Source organism: Clostridium lapidicellarium (assembly GCF_041224415.1).
Taxonomy (GTDB): domain Bacteria; phylum Bacillota; class Clostridia; order Clostridiales; family Clostridiaceae; genus Clostridium_B; species Clostridium_B lapidicellarium.
Genome location: NZ_JBGFFE010000002.1, coordinates 25003 through 46673 on the forward strand (window position 1 = coordinate 25003; position 21671 = coordinate 46673).

The 21671-nt window shown below is 29.8% G+C and carries 22 protein-coding genes; all 22 read right to left on the bottom strand.

The genetic code is table 11. The annotated features are described in order from the left end of the window. Nucleotides 1-171: 171 nt before the first annotated feature. The 22 genes from AB8S09_RS02150 to gpG all read right to left on the bottom strand — a co-directional run bounded on the left by AB8S09_RS02150 (nucleotide 172) and on the right by gpG (nucleotide 21659). Nucleotides 172-1788, bottom strand: a complete 1617-nt coding sequence (locus AB8S09_RS02150) for a DUF2326 domain-containing protein (protein WP_369868389.1) — start codon at nucleotides 1786-1788, stop codon at nucleotides 172-174. After that, nucleotides 1766-2005, bottom strand: a complete 240-nt coding sequence (locus AB8S09_RS02155) for an ABC-three component system middle component 7 (RefSeq protein ID WP_063600949.1) — start codon at nucleotides 2003-2005, stop codon at nucleotides 1766-1768. The genes AB8S09_RS02150 and AB8S09_RS02155 overlap by 23 nt, the downstream gene beginning before the upstream one ends. Then, nucleotides 2002-2763 carry an ABC-three component system protein gene (locus AB8S09_RS02160; RefSeq protein WP_369868390.1) on the bottom strand — a complete coding sequence of 254 codons (762 nt, stop codon included), beginning with the start codon at nucleotides 2761-2763 and terminating at the stop codon, nucleotides 2002-2004. Before AB8S09_RS02160 ends, AB8S09_RS02155 begins: the two co-directional genes overlap by 4 nt. A gap of 117 nt (nucleotides 2764-2880) precedes the next feature. After that, complete coding sequence (locus AB8S09_RS15835) at nucleotides 2881-3024, bottom strand: DUF961 family protein (protein WP_440132398.1); 144 nt, start codon at nucleotides 3022-3024, stop codon at nucleotides 2881-2883. 744 nt (nucleotides 3025-3768) lie between these two features. Beyond that, entirely contained in the window at nucleotides 3769-3975 is a 207-nt protein-coding gene (locus AB8S09_RS02170) for a hypothetical protein (RefSeq protein WP_369868391.1), read from the bottom strand. A gap of 27 nt (nucleotides 3976-4002) precedes the next feature. Beyond that, entirely contained in the window at nucleotides 4003-4428 is a 426-nt protein-coding gene (locus AB8S09_RS02175) for a hypothetical protein (protein WP_369868392.1), read from the bottom strand. A gap of 21 nt (nucleotides 4429-4449) precedes the next feature. Next, nucleotides 4450-5439, bottom strand: a complete 990-nt coding sequence (locus AB8S09_RS02180; RefSeq protein WP_369868393.1) for a hypothetical protein — start codon at nucleotides 5437-5439, stop codon at nucleotides 4450-4452. 348 nt (nucleotides 5440-5787) lie between these two features. Further along, nucleotides 5788-6627, bottom strand: a complete 840-nt coding sequence (locus tag AB8S09_RS02185; RefSeq protein ID WP_369868394.1) for a hypothetical protein — start codon at nucleotides 6625-6627, stop codon at nucleotides 5788-5790. 133 nt (nucleotides 6628-6760) lie between these two features. After that, the gene (locus AB8S09_RS02190) at nucleotides 6761-8362 is read right to left on the bottom strand and encodes a recombinase family protein (RefSeq protein WP_369868395.1); all 1602 of its coding nucleotides are present in this window, start codon (nucleotides 8360-8362) and stop codon (nucleotides 6761-6763) included. Nucleotides 8363-8376: 14 nt separating this feature from the next. Next, complete coding sequence (locus tag AB8S09_RS02195; RefSeq protein WP_369868396.1) at nucleotides 8377-10026, bottom strand: recombinase family protein; 1650 nt, start codon at nucleotides 10024-10026, stop codon at nucleotides 8377-8379. A gap of 113 nt (nucleotides 10027-10139) precedes the next feature. After that, on the bottom strand, nucleotides 10140-10277 hold the full coding sequence (locus AB8S09_RS02200) for an SHOCT domain-containing protein (RefSeq protein WP_369868397.1): 138 nt from the start codon (nucleotides 10275-10277) through the stop codon (nucleotides 10140-10142). Nucleotides 10278-10289: 12 nt separating this feature from the next. Continuing rightward, on the bottom strand, nucleotides 10290-10541 hold the full coding sequence (locus tag AB8S09_RS02205) for a phage holin (RefSeq protein ID WP_369868398.1): 252 nt from the start codon (nucleotides 10539-10541) through the stop codon (nucleotides 10290-10292). A 106-nt stretch (nucleotides 10542-10647) separates the two neighbouring features. Continuing rightward, nucleotides 10648-11115 (bottom strand): hypothetical protein, encoded by a 468-nt coding sequence (locus tag AB8S09_RS02210; RefSeq protein ID WP_369868399.1) that lies wholly within the window; start codon nucleotides 11113-11115, stop codon nucleotides 10648-10650. 25 nt (nucleotides 11116-11140) lie between these two features. Continuing rightward, entirely contained in the window at nucleotides 11141-12493 is a 1353-nt protein-coding gene (locus AB8S09_RS02215) for a hypothetical protein (RefSeq protein ID WP_369868400.1), read from the bottom strand. Between the two features lie 168 nt (nucleotides 12494-12661). Further along, nucleotides 12662-12856 carry a hypothetical protein gene (locus AB8S09_RS02220; protein ID WP_369868401.1) on the bottom strand — a complete coding sequence of 65 codons (195 nt, stop codon included), beginning with the start codon at nucleotides 12854-12856 and terminating at the stop codon, nucleotides 12662-12664. A 43-nt stretch (nucleotides 12857-12899) separates the two neighbouring features. Then, the gene (locus AB8S09_RS02225; RefSeq protein ID WP_369868402.1) at nucleotides 12900-13979 is read right to left on the bottom strand and encodes a serine/threonine-protein kinase; all 1080 of its coding nucleotides are present in this window, start codon (nucleotides 13977-13979) and stop codon (nucleotides 12900-12902) included. Between the two features lie 17 nt (nucleotides 13980-13996). Beyond that, a complete protein-coding gene (locus tag AB8S09_RS02230; protein ID WP_369868404.1) occupies nucleotides 13997-14461 on the bottom strand; it encodes a hypothetical protein in 465 nt (154 codons plus the stop codon). 186 nt (nucleotides 14462-14647) lie between these two features. After that, entirely contained in the window at nucleotides 14648-15769 is a 1122-nt protein-coding gene (locus AB8S09_RS02235; protein WP_369868405.1) for a hypothetical protein, read from the bottom strand. Nucleotide 15770: 1 nt separating this feature from the next. Continuing rightward, entirely contained in the window at nucleotides 15771-17627 is a 1857-nt protein-coding gene (locus AB8S09_RS02240) for a phage tail spike protein (protein ID WP_369868494.1), read from the bottom strand. Beyond that, complete coding sequence (locus tag AB8S09_RS02245; protein ID WP_369868407.1) at nucleotides 17627-18334, bottom strand: distal tail protein Dit; 708 nt, start codon at nucleotides 18332-18334, stop codon at nucleotides 17627-17629. The genes AB8S09_RS02240 and AB8S09_RS02245 overlap by 1 nt, the downstream gene beginning before the upstream one ends. Nucleotide 18335: 1 nt before the next feature. Further along, a complete protein-coding gene (locus AB8S09_RS02250) occupies nucleotides 18336-21173 on the bottom strand; it encodes a phage tail protein (RefSeq protein WP_369868408.1) in 2838 nt (945 codons plus the stop codon). A gap of 201 nt (nucleotides 21174-21374) precedes the next feature. Then, on the bottom strand, nucleotides 21375-21659 hold the full coding sequence (gene gpG, locus AB8S09_RS02255) for a phage tail assembly chaperone G (protein WP_369868409.1): 285 nt from the start codon (nucleotides 21657-21659) through the stop codon (nucleotides 21375-21377). Nucleotides 21660-21671 lie beyond the last annotated feature (12 nt).

Genomic DNA, 21671 nt, shown 5'->3' on the forward strand with positions numbered 1-21671 from the left:
GATTTCTTTTTGTAATTTGAATAAAACAATATATACACTATTACCACTTCCTTTTTAAATTTAGGTATAAAAATAGACGTTCATTTCTGAACGCCTAAACATAGTATCTTTCCGTTGATTTTTTCTCACATATTGACCATTCGCCTTTCGATAGGCTGTTGTTATTAAATTTTACTTATTACTTTTCCAATTTTTTATAAAAAGTAACTTATCTTTTGAAAGCTGTAATACCTTATGCTTATTTATTATGCGAGTTGCTTTTTCATCATAAGAACTCAATTTGTCAATAGCAATGAATATTTGTTTTTTACTTTGACTATAAATTGATATGATATTTTCTAAAGCTGCATTTTCAATATTCTTTAATAAAGGTAAATCATGTGCTATGGCTGGTAAACACGTTAATTCCAATAATGCAAGGTCAAATGAAATTAAATTGGCAAAAGCTGTACCTGTTCCTGTATCTCCAGCAGTATTAAACGAATATTTATTTCCATGAATATTTAACGTTGGTGATCTTCTCCCATCAACATAAATTTGTTTATTTAATTCATACATTCTAACATTTATCTTATTACATATTTCATCCAATGCTTTTTCTTTTAATTCACTTAAATCAAGATTAGCTTGAGATATAGATGCTTCCAACTGCTTCTTCTTCGTATAATAACCATTTTCATCGCTAAGCTGTTTGATTTGTGCAACCAAATCAACCACTTCATCCACTGCTAATTTAGGAGCATCTTTAATTGATAGCTTCTGTTCTATTTGCTTATCTATTTCTTTTATCTGATTATCAAATTTTTTTATTTTTGATTTTAATTCCTTCTCTACTGTCATAAGTTCACTTTTTAAAATTTTAGTTATGTTTTTATGAAATTCTTCAACCTTATTAATTTGCTCTACATTAAAATTCGGAAAATAATATACAAATTGTTCTAACTCGGCATTGATTTTAACTGGTTTGTTTTTTATATTATTCTGAGTTCGGAGTAATCTACTACGATGTGTGTTTACTTTAGTAGTAAGCAAGCTTTTTTCACGTTTAAGCTTTAATACTTCTTGTGAGACCATTGACTCTAAATCAAGAGAAGTCATTACGATTTCTTTCTTTATTTTTTCTAATCGTATATTTAGTTCAGCAATTTTTTTTTCATTTTTACTAAATAAACTTTTTGTACTTACATTAGGTAAAAAATTCTTTTTGGCAGCATTTGTTAAAGTCAATTTATCTTTTTTTAACTTTTCAATTTGCTCCTCATATGCTTTTAATGATTTATATTTATCAAATAATTTTAGCAAAGCTAATATTGATTTTGGAGCACTTTCTTTCTCAAAATATTGAATTGGCTTTTTTTCAATTAGGTTCTCTTTACCATAAATTCTAAAATATCTTCCAACAATATTTCTAAATGATAACGATTCTAATTGACACTTATAATTTTTCTGTAACCATGCAGTATATTCTTCTGTTGATATACTTTCTAAAGCTTCAAATTTTTCATTGCAAATTGAAACAGACTTATATTCATTTGTACTCCTAATAAAGTAATAATTATGGTTATCGAAATTAAAAATAAATCTAAAATTATGATGTCCTAACTGTTCTACTACATCGTGGTTTTTATTTATATAATCATTGCCACCAAATATGAAATCAATAATCATAAGCATGGTCGATTTTCCTATTGAATTAGAAGCAACGTCATCTCCTACAATCGCATTTAATCCTTCATGAAATATAACTTCTTTTTCCAAAAATATATCACAAATTATTTTTTTTAACATACTGTATCACCTGTAACTCCTCATTATATTCTACCTTCTCAAGAACATATAAAACATCTAAAGCTAACATATATTCATTCAAATCCTTGAAATACTTTTTTACAACTTCATATAACTCACTTACTGAATAGTTAGTATCACATATCTTTTCTAAAATATACACTGTTTTTGCAAGAATGCAATCTTGGAAACTTATTAACTTATTAGGCAATATCATGAAAACACCTCACAATCTTGTACAAAATATGCAACCACAATTTCGCAGGCTCTCCTTGAATATGAACCTGTTTTTTCGTTTAACCAGTCAACTAAAGAAGAATATACAAATTCTTGATTAGGATTGATTTGCATGGTTTTACAATAAAAGCTTTTTATTTGAGCTGCTAAGGTATCAAATTTATATGGAGTTACTTCATTCATTTCAACAAATATGTTATGGATATAATCAAAATAATCTACCACGTCATTTTTGATAGTACGCTTTATTGCAAAAGGTAATGTATTATTAGCTTTTTGTTCTATCCTTAAAGATTCATAACTTAAACGAACTAATTCTTCCTCCAAAGATTCATCATTTAAATTTTTCAATATCTCCTTTATTTCTTCCTCTATATTAAAAAGTGCATACGTATTTTTTAATTTTGCATCCTGCAACAACTTCTTTTTAAGCCTTACCCATGAACGATATTCTTCTATAGTTCGAGGTGTATCAAATTTTTTATGACATATTCTACATACTGCTATGACATTGTCTAAACTATTAATATCTTCACTTAGGCGTTCCTCATTTTCCAGTAATTTTTCTTCCTTTGGATGTGGATTTGCGGGATATATATGTGCCACTTCAAACATTTTAATAATTTGTCCATTTTTCTTATTACTTAAAGCTTTTCCGCAAATTGGACACCGTCCATCCACCTCATTAAATAAGAGCATCTTTTCATTATCAGAAAAAATCCTTCGATTATCTCCCATATTTACCACCTGTGCTCATAAAATTACAACTTTATTTAATTTTACCACATGGAATTGTAAATGTCGCTTTGTATGCTATATTTAGCTCTATAATTATGGACTAATAGAATATCAATATTATCTTTGTCTATATCTCAATGTATCCTTTATTGCTTCCACTTTTTCTTCAACTTCAAAGTGATTTTCACCAAATATCACTACAATATCATTTGATCTCTGAATATCAGAATAAAGATCATAGCTGCGAGAAAAGATAGACATACAACTATTTTAACCTACGCTATTCAATCTTTTCTTCTCCTGCATACTCCAGATTTCCAAATGTCTTTTCCATGCTCTGAATAACATATTTTACCATATACTTTAACCTCTTTTCATTTTTATTTATAATAGTTAAATTGTAATTGTCTACTTATTCTGCTAGATGAAGCATACCTTCCTGCCCGTTCTTTATCAAGGGCAAGCTTACATGCTTCACACCTTTGACAAAGCCCGGTCAAAAAGGTAAATAGCAGATAAGCAGAATAAGACAACATTATACTAACTATTTCATAATTTTAAATGGTGGAGAACATGATTTCTTTTTGTAATTTAAATACAACAATATAGGCACCATTACCACTTCCTTTTTAATTTGGATATAAAAATAGACGTTCATTTCTGAACGTCTAAAAATAAAGAAGAAGAAAACCATTTTTATTTAATATCCCATCCCTTATAAACCTTATTTTATTGTATCCCCACACTCTATATCAACTACTACTGAAACATTAATATAATTTTTTATCTCTTTATTTCGGCTTTTATCACTATTTTCTATAAACACGATATGTTTGAGAAAGTGCTTAAAATCAAGGATTTCTACATATCTTTCCTTTGTAGCGAAACTATAGTCTCCACATGCATGAAGCTGTTATATAAGGTAAAAAGGAAACAGTCTATTTTTATTCTAAAATTAATCATGCATCATATAATAACTAATTTTAGCTTATCAACTACTTAAAGTCAGTCATTATAATATTCTGCAATATCTTCCCAGCCTTCTTGTTCTTCATCATCCATATCAAGTTCATCTATGGGAATGCATTCATATTCAGCATACTTTTTCTTTCTAATACATCTTCCACAAAGGTCAATAGTTTCAACACCACTTAAGTACACTTTATATTTAGCCTTATATTTTTCACATTCTTCACATAAATTAAAATCCATATGCAGCTCTCCTTTTATTTACAATTTTTATAATGCAATACGAATATCATTAACTGATAAAACTACTACATTAACAAGAGTATTTTTCAAAGCCTTATTTTTATTATCATAATATCTTTTCACCATTCCTCTTATTTTTATAAAATCGTTTTGTTTAATCTGAAACCATATTGGATTATAGTACCACGTTCCACTCCAAAAATAGATACCAGCCTTATTTAACCATATATGACTAAATGTATAGCTTTCTCCACTACCATCCTCAAAATAAACGTTCTCCATTAAAACATGTATATTATCTATTCCTGTTTTTTTATCGCGACCTAATCGGATAAACTTTCCTTCTAATTCAATAGTTTGATTTACATATACATCTAATGCAGCGAACCTATCCAAAGCTGTTCTTTCGATCATTGAATTCCATTGTTTTACTGTTGGCATTTTAAATTCCATAAAAATTCACTTCCTTATATATTAATTATTTTTCAAAAAGTCCATTAGACTACATATTTTATAGCCCCCACCATTATTTAAATTGACCTCTCGTCCTGTTAAGCTTAAGCTTAATGATGTACACTCTTTTGTAATAATTTTTGTTATCAAATCATGAATGTTATTAATTGCTGATAATATTCTATATGAGTTTTCTTGAGAAAATACAATTACATTATTTATATTATTTTTTAAGATCTCATTAATAATAAGCTCTATTTCATCTTTACAATTGTAATTACTTTTCATTCTAGATAAACAATTAGCATCATTTAAGTAATTAACAATTTCTAATGCCTTTAATCCATTTTGATACAGCCTATATTCTTTTGAGATCCTTGTGTTTTGAATAATATCAATTGTAAAATTAGAAATTTTAATTTTTCTATTTTTCTTTAAAATAATTTCTACTAATTGAATAAAAAATTCTTCTGCATTATCATGTAGCAGAAAATCTGAAGTAACATATATATGATACTTATCTATTATTTTTCTTATTGTTAATTTATTATAATCAATTAATTCATCTTTCTCTTTCTCATTTTCCGATATCTCATATTGAAATGTCTTTAACCAAATATCTATATACCTAAATTCTGTTTTCTGTAAATCCATTTCAAAAAAGAATGGATCCATTAATTGAGTGCGCTTTCTTAAGTTTTCATCATTCCACAAATCACCAAGAAAATATTGATCAAATTTTTGTATATAATCCTTTAAATTATCGTAATCATATCTATTAGTATATAAAAATTGCTCCATTAATGTTAAAATCGACATTAGCAAAGTATTGCTAGTATTATCAGTTATTCCATCGATCTCCCCAAATCTTGATAATGTTTGACGTGTAATACCTAAAATTCTAGAAAGACTTTCTTCATTCTTATAACCCATTATCTTTCTTATTTTTTTAAAATTTTTCCTTATTCCACTTTTTAATTTTATCCTCACTTTTTGCCACATACTTGTCATAATAGTCTATCTCCGCATTATTAAATAAGTTTTTAAAACTACCTTTGATAAAATTATATAACACATTTGTAACATTTTCTATTACACTTTTAAATATATTTTTTGTTAAATTTTTTAACATTATTTATTAATATTACTTTGAATTTAAATATTTTCTCATCAAACTCTAACAAATTTCATACTGCTTTATAGTTTAATTTTACCTACTCTTTATTTATATATTTATTATAATATCTATAACTCAATCAAACTTATCAAGTTAACCTGCCAATCTATTTTTTCTTCTAAACTTACTATCATATATTAAATCTATTTTTTGTTTACGTTATTTTTGCTCTTTAACTTCAATTATCCTTTATTTAAACTCGGCAATGTCTTTTCTAAATATTCCTGCCAATATCCCTCATCATCTCCTTCCAAACTATGAAGCCAATGATACATCATCAAAATTTCAAATTCTTGTTTTCTTCCTCTAGTAAATGACTTCTTTGGCATTTTCCTATAAAGTGAATCAAGATTGAATAGGTTACTTTTTTGCTTTATATCATAATCATATTTTCTAAAATTATATTGACTTTTTCTTCTATGAGTTGACGGCCACAAATCTTCATTTTCATAAAAATAATAAGCCCAATTATAAGTAAATACTAAAACATTAACCTGATGTTTTAACCAAGTTTGCTTAATCCAATCGTCTATTTCCTCTGAAATAAATAAATTTTCAAATTCTTCATCTGGTTCACTCATCACCCTATGATACTCTTTTATAAATAAAAATAGCATTTCTGTTTGATCCTTAAGAAAAGGAAATCTCTTTATTAATTTTGAATAGCAATCATATGATAAACTTCTAAATTCTTTATCTGAATTATATAGGAAAAAGAATGTATCCTGCTTCAGCATATTACCAATGTTTCTATTCATAACCTTTCCATATTCAGCATATATACCTACTAACCATTCTCTCACCTCTTGATCATAATCCTTTAACTGCCGGCGATACTTATCTAATTTTTCATCCTTCAAAGCTGTCTTTTCCTCTGCCTCTGAGATATTTAAATAATTGTTAAAGTATTCAAAAACATAATTAACACAGGTTCTTATATTTTCAATACGTACATTAATATCAAATTCATTAATTTTATCCTCTTTTTTTCTTCTTGCAATATATTCTTCAATAGTAATCATACTAACACCTCGTAAACAGCTAATACATGTAAATTTTTATTTTTATACCTTTAATTATAACTATCTAACATTTTAGTAACCACAGCAAAAATGAAAAAATTCATTAAAGTACTTGTGATCTATGCTGATTTTCCTACAATATTTCTTTTACAACAACACCACTTTTGTAAATAAATTCAACTTCGACCAAACTTATTACTTTTATCTTATCAACAATCTGTGTGAAAAGCTCTCTATCAAAATCCTTAATAATACCTTGTCTACCTCTTAAAATCCTTTCAATTTCTTTTACTTTCTGAATACCCTTTTTCTTTATTAAGTCTATATTATCAAACCTTACCTTCTTTTCTTTCAACTGTTTTATTTCTTCTTCAAGCCTTTCATATTCCTCATCATAAATCTGATTATCCAAACTACTTCTTACATTTAGTCTTACCAGATTCATCATCTGCTCCTTCAATTCTTCCAGCCTTTCATTTATTGTTTTAAGCTCACTTCTATCTTCTTTACTTTCTGATACCCTATTTATATTTTCCATCATAGTTTTAACAAAAGCTTCCTTATTCTCAATGATTTTATTTATAGATCTTACAAATGCAGCTTTTAGTTTTTCTTCCGATACTGCCTTCATACTGCACGCTTTTAACCCATTATCAATATGATTGGCACAAAGCCATACATATTTTTTATATTTTTCACCTGGTCCCCACATTTTTCTTCTGAATTTACTGCCGCAGTTGCCGCATATTATCCTTCCTGAAAAGGCATATTTATTGGTATATCTGCTTTTAGTTTTCTCTGAATATCCAACAAGTGATGCCCTTCTTTTTATTTCTTCCTGAACCATTTGAAACATTTCTTTTGGTATTATTGCCGGATGGCTGTCTTCAACATAATACTGCTGAACTTCACCTTTATTCTTCACCCTTTTATGTGTTAAAAAATCTGTAGTTATAGTTTTTTGAAGAAGCGCATCTCCAGAATACTTCTCATTTCTTAATATCTTCTGAATCGTTGAATCATGCCACTTTCTTCCTCCTGCACCTGTCAAAATATTATCTTTTTCAAGGTCTTTTCCTATAGCCCTTATACCTTTTCCTTCAAGATATTCTTTATATATACGCCTGACTATTTTAGCCTGTTCCTCATTTATAATAAGCTCGCCATTTTCATCTTTATCATAGCCCAAAAATCTTTTATGGTTGACTCTTACTTTTCCCTGCTGAAATCTTCTAACTATACCCCACCTGCTGTTTTCCGAAATATTCCTTGACTCATCTTGCGCAAGGGAAGATAGAATGGTAAGCAAAACTTCTCCTTTTGAATCCAGTGTATCAATATTTTCTTTTTCAAAATACACACCTATTCCTTTGTCTCTTAAAAGCCTTACATATTTAAGACAATCCAGTGTATTACGGGCAAATCTTGAAATTGATTTTGTAATGATCATATCAAACTTACCTGCAAGTGCCTCATCAATCATTCTTTTAAATTCTGTCCTATGTTTTGTATTTGTACCAGTTATACCTTCATCAGCAAAAATTCCTGCAAACTCATATTCCGGCTTGCTTCTAATATAGCTTTCATAGTAAGTTACCTGAGCTTCATAACTTGTGAGCTGCTCATCAGTATCCGTACTTACCCTGCAGTAAGCACATACTCTTTTCTTCTTTTTATCTTCAATACCATTTATTACCTGTACCTGTTTTGCAGGTATCACAGAAACCTTTGGCATAAAATTTTCCCCCTTTACTGCAATCCTTTAATACCTCTTTTTTTTATAAATTCTTCTTCAACCACCATTCCATTCTTAAAGTGAAATTCTAGATGTGTGGGTGTTATAACCACAATATTTTCTATTAGGTTTTCAAATATATCATCATCAAATTCTGTAACAGTACCCTCTCTACCTTCTAGAAACTTTTTAATTTTTTTATTTCTTTCTAAAAGCTCTTTGTACTTTTCATCATCATAACTTAATAAATTTCTTCTATTTTTGAATTCCTGAAGTGTATCTTTTAAATCGTTATATTTTCTATCAAATGTACTTTCTTCTAATTCACCTTTTATCTGCTTTCTTACAAGTTCTTTAATTTTTCCGCTAATGTTCTCAATCTCTCTATCTACTTTTAATACATCTTCACATTTTTCACTTTGCTTTAAAGCTTTTTCTATATTGTTAGCAAACCTTTTAAAGAAATCTTCTTTAGCTTCATAAATTCTATTAAATACTCTAACAAATACAGCTTTTAAAGTAATATCATCAACTGCTTTCATACTGCAAGAACTTTTCCCTTCATTAATATATGTCCTGCACTGCCATACTATCTGCTTTACCTTTGTTTTACTATTCCAGGTTCTTCTATTAAAAGATGCTCCACAATTTCCGCATATTATTTTTCCGCTAAAAACATATCTATTCTGATACTTATCTCTGTCTTCAGGTAGATTCCCATATTTTAGAGCTTTTCTTTTTCTTATATTCTGAGCCTTTAAGAAATCTTCTTTTGATATTATTGATTCATGATGTGCCTTAACTTCATATTTTGGAGCTTCACCTTTATTTTTCTTTCTCTTTCCAGTTAAATAATCAACAGTTATAGTCTTTTGAAGTACTGCATCCCCACAGTATTTCTCATTTTGTAGAATATATTCTATTGTGCTTTTATTCCACACTCTATTTCCTGTTACAGTTTTTATATTATCTTTTTCAAGTCCGGATTTTATTTCTTTTAAACTTCTACCATTTAAATATTCACTGTAAATTCTTTTTACTATTTGGGCTTCATTACTATTTACAGTAAGCTGCTTTTCATTATTTAAGTCATACCCCAGAAATCTTTTAGTTGCAATGTAAACCTTCCCCTCTCTAAATCTTTTCTGAACACCCCATTTTACATTTTCCGAAATATTTCTTGATTCATCTTGCGCAATAGAACTCAAAATACTTAAAACAAGTTCACTATCTGCACCTAACGTATTTATATTTTCTCTTTCAAAATACACACCTACTCCAATATTTTTAAGGTGCCTTACTACATCAAGACAATCTGCTGAATTTCTTGCAAACCTTGATATACTCTTTGTCATTATCAAATCAATCTTTCCTAATTCACAAGCTCTAATCATTTTATTAAATTCTGTCCTTTTAAGCATTCCTGTACCTGAAATTCCTTCGTCTGCAAAAACCCCAGCATACTCCCATTCTGCTTTATTCTTTATGTATCTTCCATAATAAGAAACTTGTGTTTTTAGCGACTCCGATTGTTTTAAACTTCCGGTACTTACCCTGCAGTATGCACATACTCTTGTCTTTCTCAAAAATTGTCCATTATCAGAAAATGATACATTCCTAGCTGCAATTGAAATTATCTTTTTCAATATAAAGCCTTCTTTCATCAGTGCTATATGTTAGCTCTACTCCCGCCTCAAAGCAAGTAATTTAAATTGTGCAAACATATAATAAAAGTTAAAAATTAAGAGCTTGAACTGCTATAGTCCAAGCCCTGTTTTTATTTGTTAAATGACCTTCTATTTTCTATATCTATATTTATAAACTCATCTTCTGTTATAAGTTTTTCTTTTAAAAGTTCCTTTAGTATTGATTTACTGACTAGATATTCTACTGAATTATTTTCAACAGTAAGCATTCACACCACCTCTTAAAGACTTTCTTTATTAGTAGGATCATTAAAAATTCCAAATGCAGTAAGTACTGCAAATATAAGTGTCGTCAATTCCTTATAACTTTCTTCTGTAAGTCCTATAGGTGCTAGTAGTCCATATGTTTTCAAAATAAAAAGCAGTAGGGCTGCTACAGCTACCCATGCTGCTTTACTTTTGAATCTATTTTGTTTTTGACTGCTGTCATTTACAGTTTTATTATCATTCTGTGTTTGATTGTTATTTTCCACTCTAATCCTTCCCCTCTATTTAATATAATCTGCACATACAAAACCACCATGGTCACCAAAATATATGCTCTACCAATTGCCTATTTCTACATAATCTTTTACCTCCCTATTTTAAAATTTTTGATATTATAAATATTGCTATCTGGGTAACTACAACTAACATTATTGTTTTTGTGGTATCATCCCATTTCTTAGCCGGTTTATCTTCTACTACTTTTATTCTCGCAGACAGCTCTTTCATATCAATTTTCAGGGCTTCTATAAGTGCATTGCCCGGCGGATGCCTTTCAAAACTATCTATTTTATCTGCTATTACTTTTACGCTGTGTTTTATTTCATTTAAAATATTAAATATCATAGATACCCTTTCTTCATTTTTGTCACCCTGCCTTTCTAAAGCTCCCACCCTATCCTGAAGTTTTAAAGTAATATCATAAACCTTTTTCTCCGATTCCTTTAAATCTTTTTCTAAATCTCCCATCTTATTTTTTAAATTTTCAATCTGCACACAATCTTTGCAGTTCTTATCCTCCAATTTTTCACCCTCTTTCCTCCAAAAAATAAAAAAAGACATCCTATATTAAAGATATCTAATACTCCTAGTGAACTGGCATATCCAGTGGACATACATAATCACAGGTAAAATCATATTGAATTTTCATAGTATTCGTAGGTGTTTTAGTTATTGCTTCAGGTAGAAGAGTATGTGCTGAAGCCGGAACAATATACTGCTGTTTTAATTCTCCATAACTTCTATCACTGTATGTGAACATAGTAGAAGTATCCTCATCCCAAACAATACTGTCATAATCTGTAGAGCTAAAATCTGATGTACCATAAACTCCTGCATCCTTATTTAATTGGAGACAAGTTCCATAATTTATTATCGCCCACAATTTATTACCTGGTATTTTAGTCAAAGTAATACCACCAGAACTCCCTGAATATATCTGACTTTTATCAGCAAAAGTACCATCTTTATTATACTTTGCAATACAACTCTTATACTTGGAATTTGAACCGGATGAATCAGTACATCCATTATAAGTTATATAAACATAAGTTTCATTTGCTACTATATCATAATAACTCACATCATAAACAAGATCTCCCGGAACAGCAGCACTTTTTGAATAAGATTCTACTACAGCAAAATTTTTATCCAGCTTTTTAAAAGAGCCATCACTTATAAGTATCCAGAAGTTTGTGCCATCATAGGCTATAGCTCTTGCTGATGCTGGCAGTGTCACATTACTCTTTTTAGCATAAGTAACCTTATCATATACATATAAGGTTGTTGAATTAATTTTTAATACATAAAGATTAGTTCCATCAGTACATAAATTATAATTAGATAAATAGTTTCCACTGCCACCTGCTTCTAATATTTTTTTAGTATACATTGAATTTATTCTAGGACTTTGTGCATCGCTATCAGTTTCATTACCACCTGTCCAATATATACTTTTAAAAGTTCCATTGGCGGCATTGGTTGGAAAGTCCATTACATAATGCCTTGTGCTAGTAGATCTTGTTGTTTCAGAACTATTTACGCTGCCCCTTAAATTATCACTGCCACTATAAGGGTACAAGCTGTCTGCATATCCTACAATACTTCCCCAGGTCCAGTAATCATAAGGATCTTCTGCTATATCTCCCGTAGTTAGAACCATTATTCTAAATGGATAAGTTACATACACATCATTTAATACTTTTTCCTGCATATTGTCCAGCATAGGATAGTAAAAGCCATCAAGATAAGCCATATTTCCAAATACAGCAGATATCCTGTTTTCACTTTTAGCTTCATAAGTCTGTTTTCCTGTAAGTGAATCATAGAGCTTAACTGTTGCAATTCCTGTATAGGGCATTATTGGTTTTTTCTTTAATACTTCTATTTTAGTACCTTTTATTAAATCTTTGCTGTAAGCCAAACTATTTTTTAAAACCATAGCACTTTCCTCCTACCTATTGATATATCTAAAATATATTTTTTATAGTTTAAAATAAACAAGCTCTTAACTTCTTTAGATAGTATATGAATAAATCAAATATAATTAAAAATATGGCAAATATATTAATTTATAAAAAAAATAAGTCCAGTTAACTGAACTTATCCACTACTTCATAATCTTAGATTTATCTATAGGTGCTGCTTTGCCATAACCATCTCCAAAATCTTTAAATATAATATTATCTTGTAAATCAATCGTATTACTTTTAATAAGCCTATCTTTTAATGTACCTTTGGAGAATGGATTAGCCAGCTTTTCTCTAGTCAAACTATAGTTTTTACAACATACTTTTTTAACCAAAAAATCACTCTCCTTTCATACATTTTAACTCGTTTTTATTATTTTATGCATGTTCTATAAAATAATTTACTTCTTTTAAAGCTTCTTCTTTATTCTGAATGTTTTTCTTACACCATTTATTTATTTTAGTACTATTACCAGTTTCTTTCATTATTTTTTGTCCAACAATATTAAAAGTGTTTCCAATTTGGTTCAAACTTATTATTTTAGTATGATTTTCTTGATCAAGTTTCCAAGATTCAGAACCTATGTTCTTATTTATATTATAATGCCAATCTAATGATTTATCAATGCATGATAAATCATTCATAACTTGTAAAACATTAGAGTACCTCTTATTAATATCAGCAGACATGGCCTTATTTATAATTTTTCTTAACTTATTAGGTATGTGCGGTAAATATTGTTTTCTATCAGGAAACTTCTGTTTTTGTATGTTATCAGCTAGTTTATTCCACTTTTCAGCATCAGTGCTACATTTCTCTAAATGTAATGCTTTAAACTGATTTTTGAAAATTAAATTACCATTACACATTCTATATAATGTAACTCCAATTTGATATATATCAGATTCAATTGTAAGCTTTGTTTGTTTAAATGCTTCAGGAGGTCTATGTGTATTATAAAAGTATAATTGTTCCGCAAGTCCACTAGAATCTATATATTTAGCAAGTCCAAAATCAGTTATAACAGCTTTATTAGAATCATTAATTAGTATATTAGTTGGTTTAATATCAAAGTGTATTAAACCTTTTGTGTGCATATAATGTATACCGCACAAAAAATCCAAAGAATATTTAATAATTTCTCTTACAGTAAGAAATTTTTTGCTTATAAGTTTATTAATTGATCCCTTACTATAACATGGCATAGACAAATATACATTGCCATCTTTCTCACAAGCATATTGAATCTCTACTATATTAGGATGTTGATTTTGATAAAGTTTTCTAGCCTCTGAAAAATACTCATTTTCATCAGAAAATTGACTTTTAGGAATTTCTTTAACCACTATATCTGTATCTAGCTGTAAATCATGTGCTAAATATACCTTTGAATTTCTTCCTTCTCCGCCAATATCCCTAATTTTTTCAAATTTTAAACTTGTATCAGTAATTACCAATATGCTACCCCCCATATTTATAGATTTAAAGCCGCAAAAGAAGTTATTATAGACTCTCTCTCTTCTATTTTATAGCTTGCCCAATTTTCTATTTCAGAGAATTCTAATTCACCCTTAAAATATCTTTTTAAATTTGACTTATCTTCCTTAATAAGTGATGCTATCTTCGGTATAGCACCATAAAAGTATTTTTGAATAGAGCTATTTGCAAACAATTCCTGAATTATACCCTCTACATTTATTCTAAAAAATGATGGATTTCTTACTCCATACTCTATCAATTTAATTCCTGCATTTTTTATATTATACTCATCTATAATAGAAATAAATGTTGTTCTTATAAAAGTTAATTTATCTGGATCTTCTAATGCCTTTGGTATAATTACCTTGGAGACTGTTACTATAGAAAATCCTTCATCTTCTTCTGTTAATATTGAATAATATACTTCTGAAGGAGTTACTCTAATACCTATAGCTGTCATAATACTCTCCTTTCAATTCCTATTTATACTTAGCTATTTGTAAAATTATATTATCATTTTTGCTCATTTATAGATTGTTAGATATATTTCTCTTATATAGTCAATTATAACATATTTTTCTACATTATATTTAATTACTAATAATTTTTTATATAATAATAAAAGCTACACATAAAATCTTTTATCTTATATATAATTAACTCTTATCTCCTTTAACTTTAAAACATCTGTGCTTGCTGTAATTTCCATATACCAAGCAAATCTTATCTTTTTATTTGAAAGTCCAAGGGATGTCCATTGCGCTTCAGTAATTTCTTTAAGAACTGCAGCAGACATCCCTTTACTTTTTACATCTTCAATATTTGTTATATCTACTAAAGTCCATGAATTTCCATTCCATGCTTTCCATGTAACTCCACTATCTGTACTTACTATAAAAACTATAATTCCATTACCTGTATTATCTAAAGTTACTACTGTATTCATAATATCTTTTATATATGCTTCACTAAATGAAATATCATCCTTCATATTTACTACTATTGGCTTAGGCTTAATTGTTTGAGTTACCTTTGGTTCAGGCAATTCAGCTGAAGGTGACCATATTTTTAAGATTGGTGAAGCAGCTATTATTCCTGTTCTTTCCTTGTGATATATATCATCACCATAAGTCTTAAACTTATCTGATGTTAGTGGTACTTCTGAAACCTTAACATAACTTGAAGATGCAGCATCCCAGTGCTTAATATCATTTCCATCTACTATAAGATACTTTATATCAGTCTGAATATAGGAACCTTCTTTGATGTCATATGCTTTTCCTTGATCCTGATGTGGAATAAAAACATAGGATTTATTGCTTTCAAGAGTTAAAGCAGTAGTTCCTAATGCAGGATTTTCAAAAGAATTTGTGCCTGTATTAGGTATCTTTTCAATAACAAGTACCATGGCGTTATCATTAAATAGTATAAGCTCCCATACCAAATTAAGAGTCCCCCAGGTACTGTAGCTTTGATGACCTTCCCACCTTATTCTAAACGTAGGTTTATCATTTACTGTTTCTTTAGCATAGTAAATATTATCTGCTCCTGCATCCCTTCTATTTATTTTAAGCTGTTCACTTGAACCAGTAAACCCAACCCACGAATTACCGTTACTATTAATGGTAGTTCTGCAATTTATCCCATTATAGAAAAAATCAAAACCTATGTCTGGAAACTTAACTGTAGTATCATCATTATGGGAACTTACTGAAGTCATGCCGCTGCTTCCTTTTGGAGAAATTATGTTTGCACTGTATACACCCATATCATTTCACCTCCAATTTTTCGATACCTGCAAACTTACTACTGTCAAGCAGCTGAAAACTATACATCTTTCCTGCATCTATACTTTCATTAACTGCTGTGCCATCATAAATTGTTTTAAAGTAAAGCCCATCATCATCTAAAATTAAAACATTATCATCTATTGAATATTTGTATTTATACTTTGAAATAAAATATAAGATTTCGCCTAACTTTTTAATTGAAATTTCATGATTTGTACTCATCTGCTTACCGCTGCTAATTGCTGCTGTATCTGCTGTTTTGTGAACACCAAAAACTGAAGTCAAAGGATTCTGCAATTCCGTTTTTATATAATTACTCTTTACTTTACTCAAATATAATCCATTCATATTTACAAGTTTTTGTTTTTCAAAACATTCTGCGTGTGGATGTTCTGCACTCAAACCGCCCTGAAGATTTCTTCCATCTATCATGCATTGAAGATTGAACATAGGTATATTTACTGTACCAGCATCTACTTTTAGAAATACTGCAATGTAGTGTGCCCCTTGTTGAACTTGTGGAATTCCAAGCGGTATACCTATAACGTTATCCCCTTGTTGTAATTTTTGCTTCGGCATAAATGGAATATCTTTGTTATCTAACTGAATTTCTATTGTTATTGTACACAAACTGCTGGCTGTGCAGCACATAGTAAAGTTCATAGATAGATTTGTATCTGCTACTGCCGTTATTCCTAAATATACAGGTTCAATTGCTGCTGTGCCTATAGCTAAAGCTACTGGATTTGCATAATAAAGCATTGAGCTAAAGGATTCAGCTACCTTATTTCCAAGTTCATCTAATGTAGTTTTAATATTTGCTGTATCAAGCTGTTTTAATATACTGTCTTTTGGCTGTCCAAGTTCAACTTTAATATTTACACAATTTAAAATATCTCTCTTTACCTTAATTACAGGTACTTTTACATCAATATTAAAATCTTTATGTCTTACTATAACTAAATCTCCAACATTAACTGTTTGAAGATGTTTGTATTTCTCATATTCTTTTGTTTTACTGAGTTCAATAAAATCCACATCAATATTTACCCTGCTTAAACCTATTACAGTGGCTGATTCTTTAGCAAGTGCTCTTAAAGTAACTTCATCTCCAGCATCTTTAAATTCAACCTTCTTTATAATAGGGAATGGTGGATATGCATCACTATTCCAGTTGGGAACACTGATATATTTTTCAGTAAGTTTTATACCATTTTTTCCTACAGGGTAAAGCTTAGTTGCAACACTTGTAGTATCTATATTAAATTTCAAACCTGCTATATTTTTACCTTGTGCAATCAATACTCCTGCATCTTTTTCTATGGCTTTCAATATTTTAATATCAAAGTTATCTCTTTTTAATTCACCACAGCCCCATATATTAATTATTAAAAATATGGCTTCTACAGGATTTTTTTCTTCAACATTAATTGTATTTGCAGTTATAATATCACTGTCTGCTGTATATATGGTTATCAAATCTCCTACTAAAGATTTCTGCATGGCTGTTTTTACACTGCAGTTTTCAGCCTTCATATTTTCTATAAAATAATAGGAAAGATCATAAAAGATATGCTTTGCCCATACTTTAATAACATTTTTGCCATCACTGCTTTTCTCTACTTTATATATTCTAAAAAGCTGACCCTCTGCCTTGATAATATTCCACTCAACCAGATACTTCGACTTTTTAGAATTAGCAGGATACTCTAGCTCTAATGAATAATCTCCATTTAGTTCTTCAGTAATATAACAGCTTATGGCTTCACTTAAGATTCCAATACCATTGTTATCAAAGTTTCCTTTAGTAGTTTTCTTATCGTAGATGCATATCATTACAACCACCGCCAGTTTGGTAAAAGCTCAACTTTAGTAACATTTCCACTCCATTCTATAATATTTTCACCAGGCTTCATTTTTAAGAATTCACCTGACATATTCCCATTTAAATTGTTTCCGGCATCATCATAGCAGTCTTGTATAACTGAATCTACTATGATTTTTTCAGATACACCTTTAAGACTTATCTGCTGCCCATTTATTTTAAAAGCTATATCACCAGAACCATAAATACTTATTACAGGCTCACTTTCAATAGTTCCCGGATTATTTATAGTAGTTTCAGCTTTAATTATGTTTACTATATTATTTTCTACTGCATATTTAAAAGGTCTGCAGTTAAATATTATAGGGAACTCACTAAAATATTTATAAACTTGTTTAAAATCAATAGCATTTACAACTTGAGCAATGTATTTTTTATCCTCTTGAAAACTAAATATCAAATTACTTTCACCCGTTTTAAAAAGCCAGGCTGTTATATCATCAATTTTATCTGCAATATTTTCTCTATCTTTTACTGAACACTCAACGGTTAGTGTTATATCATCATAGGTTTTTTCATCAAACCTTAAATTAGAATTTCTTCCGGGAATATTTATTGTACTTACTCTGCGTTTAGGAGAAGGAATACCTGGTCTTTGAGATATTAAAATGCCAAAGTCATCGTAACTATTCTTACCACCGAAATTAAAACTAAGCACACTAAACTCCTCCCTTCCCCATAGAGATTTTCTGTCTATAAAACTCTAGTTCATAAGCAAGCTGTTCTATATCTTTTTCAGTGTAATTATTAAAATTTTCTATATGCAAAATAATTCCGTTTCTATTACCTATGTTTTCACTCTCTTTTAGGCTATTGTTATAGGGTACTGCCATTTCTGCTATACTAGAGTTCACTTTCATATCTAATGACAATCCATTTACAGCTTCAGCAACAATGTGTTTGCTCTTATTTATTCCTTCAGCTAAACCAGCCATAAAATCCGGCATCCATTTTTCATAGTCGGTAAGTGGTCCTTCATCCGGAACTGAAAAATGAAGATAACTTCTTATTTTAGCTGCTAATGCACTTACTGCATCTTCAACACTGCCTACAGCAGACCATATGCCATTTACAATTCCATTTACAAAATCTGCTCCATAGCTCCATGCTATACCCGGTAAACTTGCCAGATAATTTAATGCATTACTAATGCCATTTTCTATGGAACTTCTTACATTTCCTATAGTACTTTCTACTCCTTCTCTCATTCTTGTAAACATGCTAGATCCATAACTATAAAGTTTCTCTGGGAGTTCAGCAAACCAATTTAAAAGAGCATTCCAAATGTTTATAGCTCCTTCTTTTATATTAGTACACAGGTTTATTACAGTTTCTTTTAATTTAGTCCAAGCATTTTCTCCACTTTGCTTTATACTATTCCATAAAGTTTCTATATAATTTTTAAAATCATTCCAAATAGTTTTAGCTGTACTTGATATTGCTTTCCATATTGAAGAGCAAAATGCTGATATAGCTTGCAAAGCTCCAGTGAAAATTTGCTGTATGCCCTTCCATATTTCAGAAAAAGCATTTTTTAAGTTATTCCATATTCCTTGGGCATCAGAACTTAGTTTTTTAAAGTTACCTGTTACTGCGTCTAAAATTAAAAGAACTGCTCCAAGAAATATATTTTTAATAACTTCCCATATGCCTGTAAAATAACTTTTAAGCCCATTAAATATATTATTTATTCCAGTGGACATACTTCCAAATTTACTACTTATGAATGTAGTTATAGCTGTTAAAACATTGTTAAATGTATTACTTATATTAGTCCATATATTTGTAAAAAAAGTACCTATAGATGTGAATGTACTTGTTACAGTAGTTTTTATCCAATTCCAGGTTGCACCTAATCCAGCTTTAATAGTATCCCAATGTTTTACAATTTCTAAGGGTATACCTATAAAAGGAGCTATTACAACTAATATTTCAGTACCCCACTTGCTAAAAAACTCCTTTAGCCAGTTCCAAAAATTATTAAATGTAGTTTTAATTCCATTCCAGAGATCACTAAAGAATTTCTTTATGGGTTCCCAATTTTTTATGATTAGATAAGCAGCTGCAGCTATGGCTGTTATTCCTACAAGAATACCAAAAGCCAGCGGATTTATTTTAAAGATTGCTTCAAAAATCCCTCCTATTTTAGATAGTCCCTGCAGTCCTTCTACTGCTTTTTTTATATTGCTTACTCCTGTAATTATATCCGTTACAAACTTAGCTATCTTTAACTCCCCTAATACAGCAACAATACCTATTATAATTGCTTTTGTTAATTCCCCATGCTTGGCTATAAAATCAAATAAATTCTTGATAATTGGTGTTATTACTGCCCCCATTGTCTTTACTACACTAGCAATACTGTTTACTGCATCCTGTATAGTTTTTTTATTATCAGATATAACTTTTCCTAAACTTGTGAATAAATTACTTATAACTGGGAGTACTGCACTTGCTATTGGTAATAAAACTTGAGCCATAACCATTGAAAATTGGCTCATTTCCATTTTCAGTACTTTCATTTGTACAGCTTGTTCATGAGCTTCTTTTGGGTCCACACCAAAACCTTTAACTTTGCTTGCGGCCTCTGAAGCTTCTGTATAATCCTGCAAGATTGGTATTAATTCTTGTCCTTTTGCACCTAATACTTGTGCTACAAAAGCCTCTTCATTTCCACTTGCAGCTGCTTTTTGATATCCTTCAGATAATTTTTTAAGCTGCTCAGGCATAGGGAGTAATTTACCATTTGCATCTGTAAGTTTTATTCCAAATTCCTCTAGTGACTTTGTTGTTGCGTTACCATTTCTACCCGCACCTTCTATACCTTTATCCAACCTTAACATTGTAGATATAAATGGTTGTGTATCTGTATCAGTTATTTTCAACATTTTATTAAGATTACCAGCTTCGGATGCAGTTATTCCTAATTTTTGCGAAAGTTTATATGTAGCATCTCCGCTTTCAACTGCCTTCTCTGTTAAAGCAAATAACCCCAGTCCACCGGCAAGAGTAGTACCTACTCCAATTGCTGCACTTTTAATACCATTAAATGCACCTGAAACATGTGTATGCATTTTAGTCATGGAAGCTTGTATACCACTTCCCAGTTTATTTGTGGCAGCAGACTCTTTTTCCATCTCTTTAGTTGTTTTTCCTAGTTCTGTCTCCATATTAGAAAGTGCTTGTTTAGCTTTATTAAGTTTTATTTCAAGTTCTTGAGTGGCTTTACTGTCTTTGCCCTTTGTCTGAGCACTTTTAATATAGGCTTGCTCTAGTGCACTTACTTTTTGTTTTTGAAGTTCCATTTGTCTAGAAAGGCTTTCCTCTTTTAATTTAAGCCCTTCAATTCCCTTTGCATTTTCTCCAAGAGCTGCTGTGTTAGCTTTAAACTCACTGTCAAGAACTCTAAGATTTCTATTAATACTGCTTATACCATTTTGGAAACCCGAACTATCTAGACCTATTTTTACAGCTAAACTTCCAAGTTCTTCTGCCACTCTCTCGCCTTCTTTACAATATATTTAAAACGGCATCTAAATTCTGCTTGTATTTCTTATTTGCCCTGTAAATTAAAATGTCAAAGTAATAAAATATATCCATTTCATCAACATCATTTAGTGTCCATCCCTGTTCTAAAAGTTTAGAATAAATCTCCTTTATAAAATCAAGCGGAGACAGCTTTTCATCACTACCTCCGCTTACTTGTTTGGGAATTCCTTTAACTTGTTTCCTAGATTTCCTACTATACCATTTATACTATTATTAAGAGTTTCTATAAGTTTATCTGCATCCAGTCCATCATAAAAATTATCTCTACTAAACTTATTTCCATATAAATCTACTATAAAATCCACGAGTCCATCTAAATCTTTTGTCTTCATGTTACTAAAATCTATATTTTCATTAATTTCAATAGCCTTTCTAAGCATCCTCGTTTTAACTTTAGGCATTACATATGTTTTATTGTTCAATACTATCTCCACATTCTATCCCTC

Coding starts and splice junctions, on each gene's coding strand:
- AB8S09_RS02230 (WP_369868404.1), bottom strand. CDS start 14,461: ATGACAGCTATAGGTATTAGAGTAACTCCTTCAGAAGTATATTATTCA.
- AB8S09_RS02235 (WP_369868405.1), bottom strand. CDS start 15,769: ATGGGTGTATACAGTGCAAACATAATTTCTCCAAAAGGAAGCAGCGGC.
- AB8S09_RS02175 (WP_369868392.1), bottom strand. CDS start 4,428: ATGGAATTTAAAATGCCAACAGTAAAACAATGGAATTCAATGATCGAA.
- AB8S09_RS02200 (WP_369868397.1), bottom strand. CDS start 10,277: ATGCTTACTGTTGAAAATAATTCAGTAGAATATCTAGTCAGTAAATCA.
- AB8S09_RS02185 (WP_369868394.1), bottom strand. CDS start 6,627: ATGATTACTATTGAAGAATATATTGCAAGAAGAAAAAAAGAGGATAAA.
- AB8S09_RS02215 (WP_369868400.1), bottom strand. CDS start 12,493: ATGGTTTTAAAAAATAGTTTGGCTTACAGCAAAGATTTAATAAAAGGT.
- AB8S09_RS02195 (WP_369868396.1), bottom strand. CDS start 10,026: ATGAAAGAAGGCTTTATATTGAAAAAGATAATTTCAATTGCAGCTAGG.
- AB8S09_RS02240 (WP_369868494.1), bottom strand. CDS start 17,627: ATGATATGCATCTACGATAAGAAAACTACTAAAGGAAACTTTGATAAC.
- AB8S09_RS02210 (WP_369868399.1), bottom strand. CDS start 11,115: ATGTCTTTTTTTATTTTTTGGAGGAAAGAGGGTGAAAAATTGGAGGAT.
- AB8S09_RS02190 (WP_369868395.1), bottom strand. CDS start 8,362: ATGCCAAAGGTTTCTGTGATACCTGCAAAACAGGTACAGGTAATAAAT.
- AB8S09_RS02155 (WP_063600949.1), bottom strand. CDS start 2,005: ATGATATTGCCTAATAAGTTAATAAGTTTCCAAGATTGCATTCTTGCA.
- AB8S09_RS15835 (WP_440132398.1), bottom strand. CDS start 3,024: ATGTCTATCTTTTCTCGCAGCTATGATCTTTATTCTGATATTCAGAGA.
- AB8S09_RS02170 (WP_369868391.1), bottom strand. CDS start 3,975: ATGGATTTTAATTTATGTGAAGAATGTGAAAAATATAAGGCTAAATAT.
- AB8S09_RS02160 (WP_369868390.1), bottom strand. CDS start 2,763: ATGGGAGATAATCGAAGGATTTTTTCTGATAATGAAAAGATGCTCTTA.
- AB8S09_RS02150 (WP_369868389.1), bottom strand. CDS start 1,788: ATGTTAAAAAAAATAATTTGTGATATATTTTTGGAAAAAGAAGTTATA.
- AB8S09_RS02180 (WP_369868393.1), bottom strand. CDS start 5,439: ATGACAAGTATGTGGCAAAAAGTGAGGATAAAATTAAAAAGTGGAATA.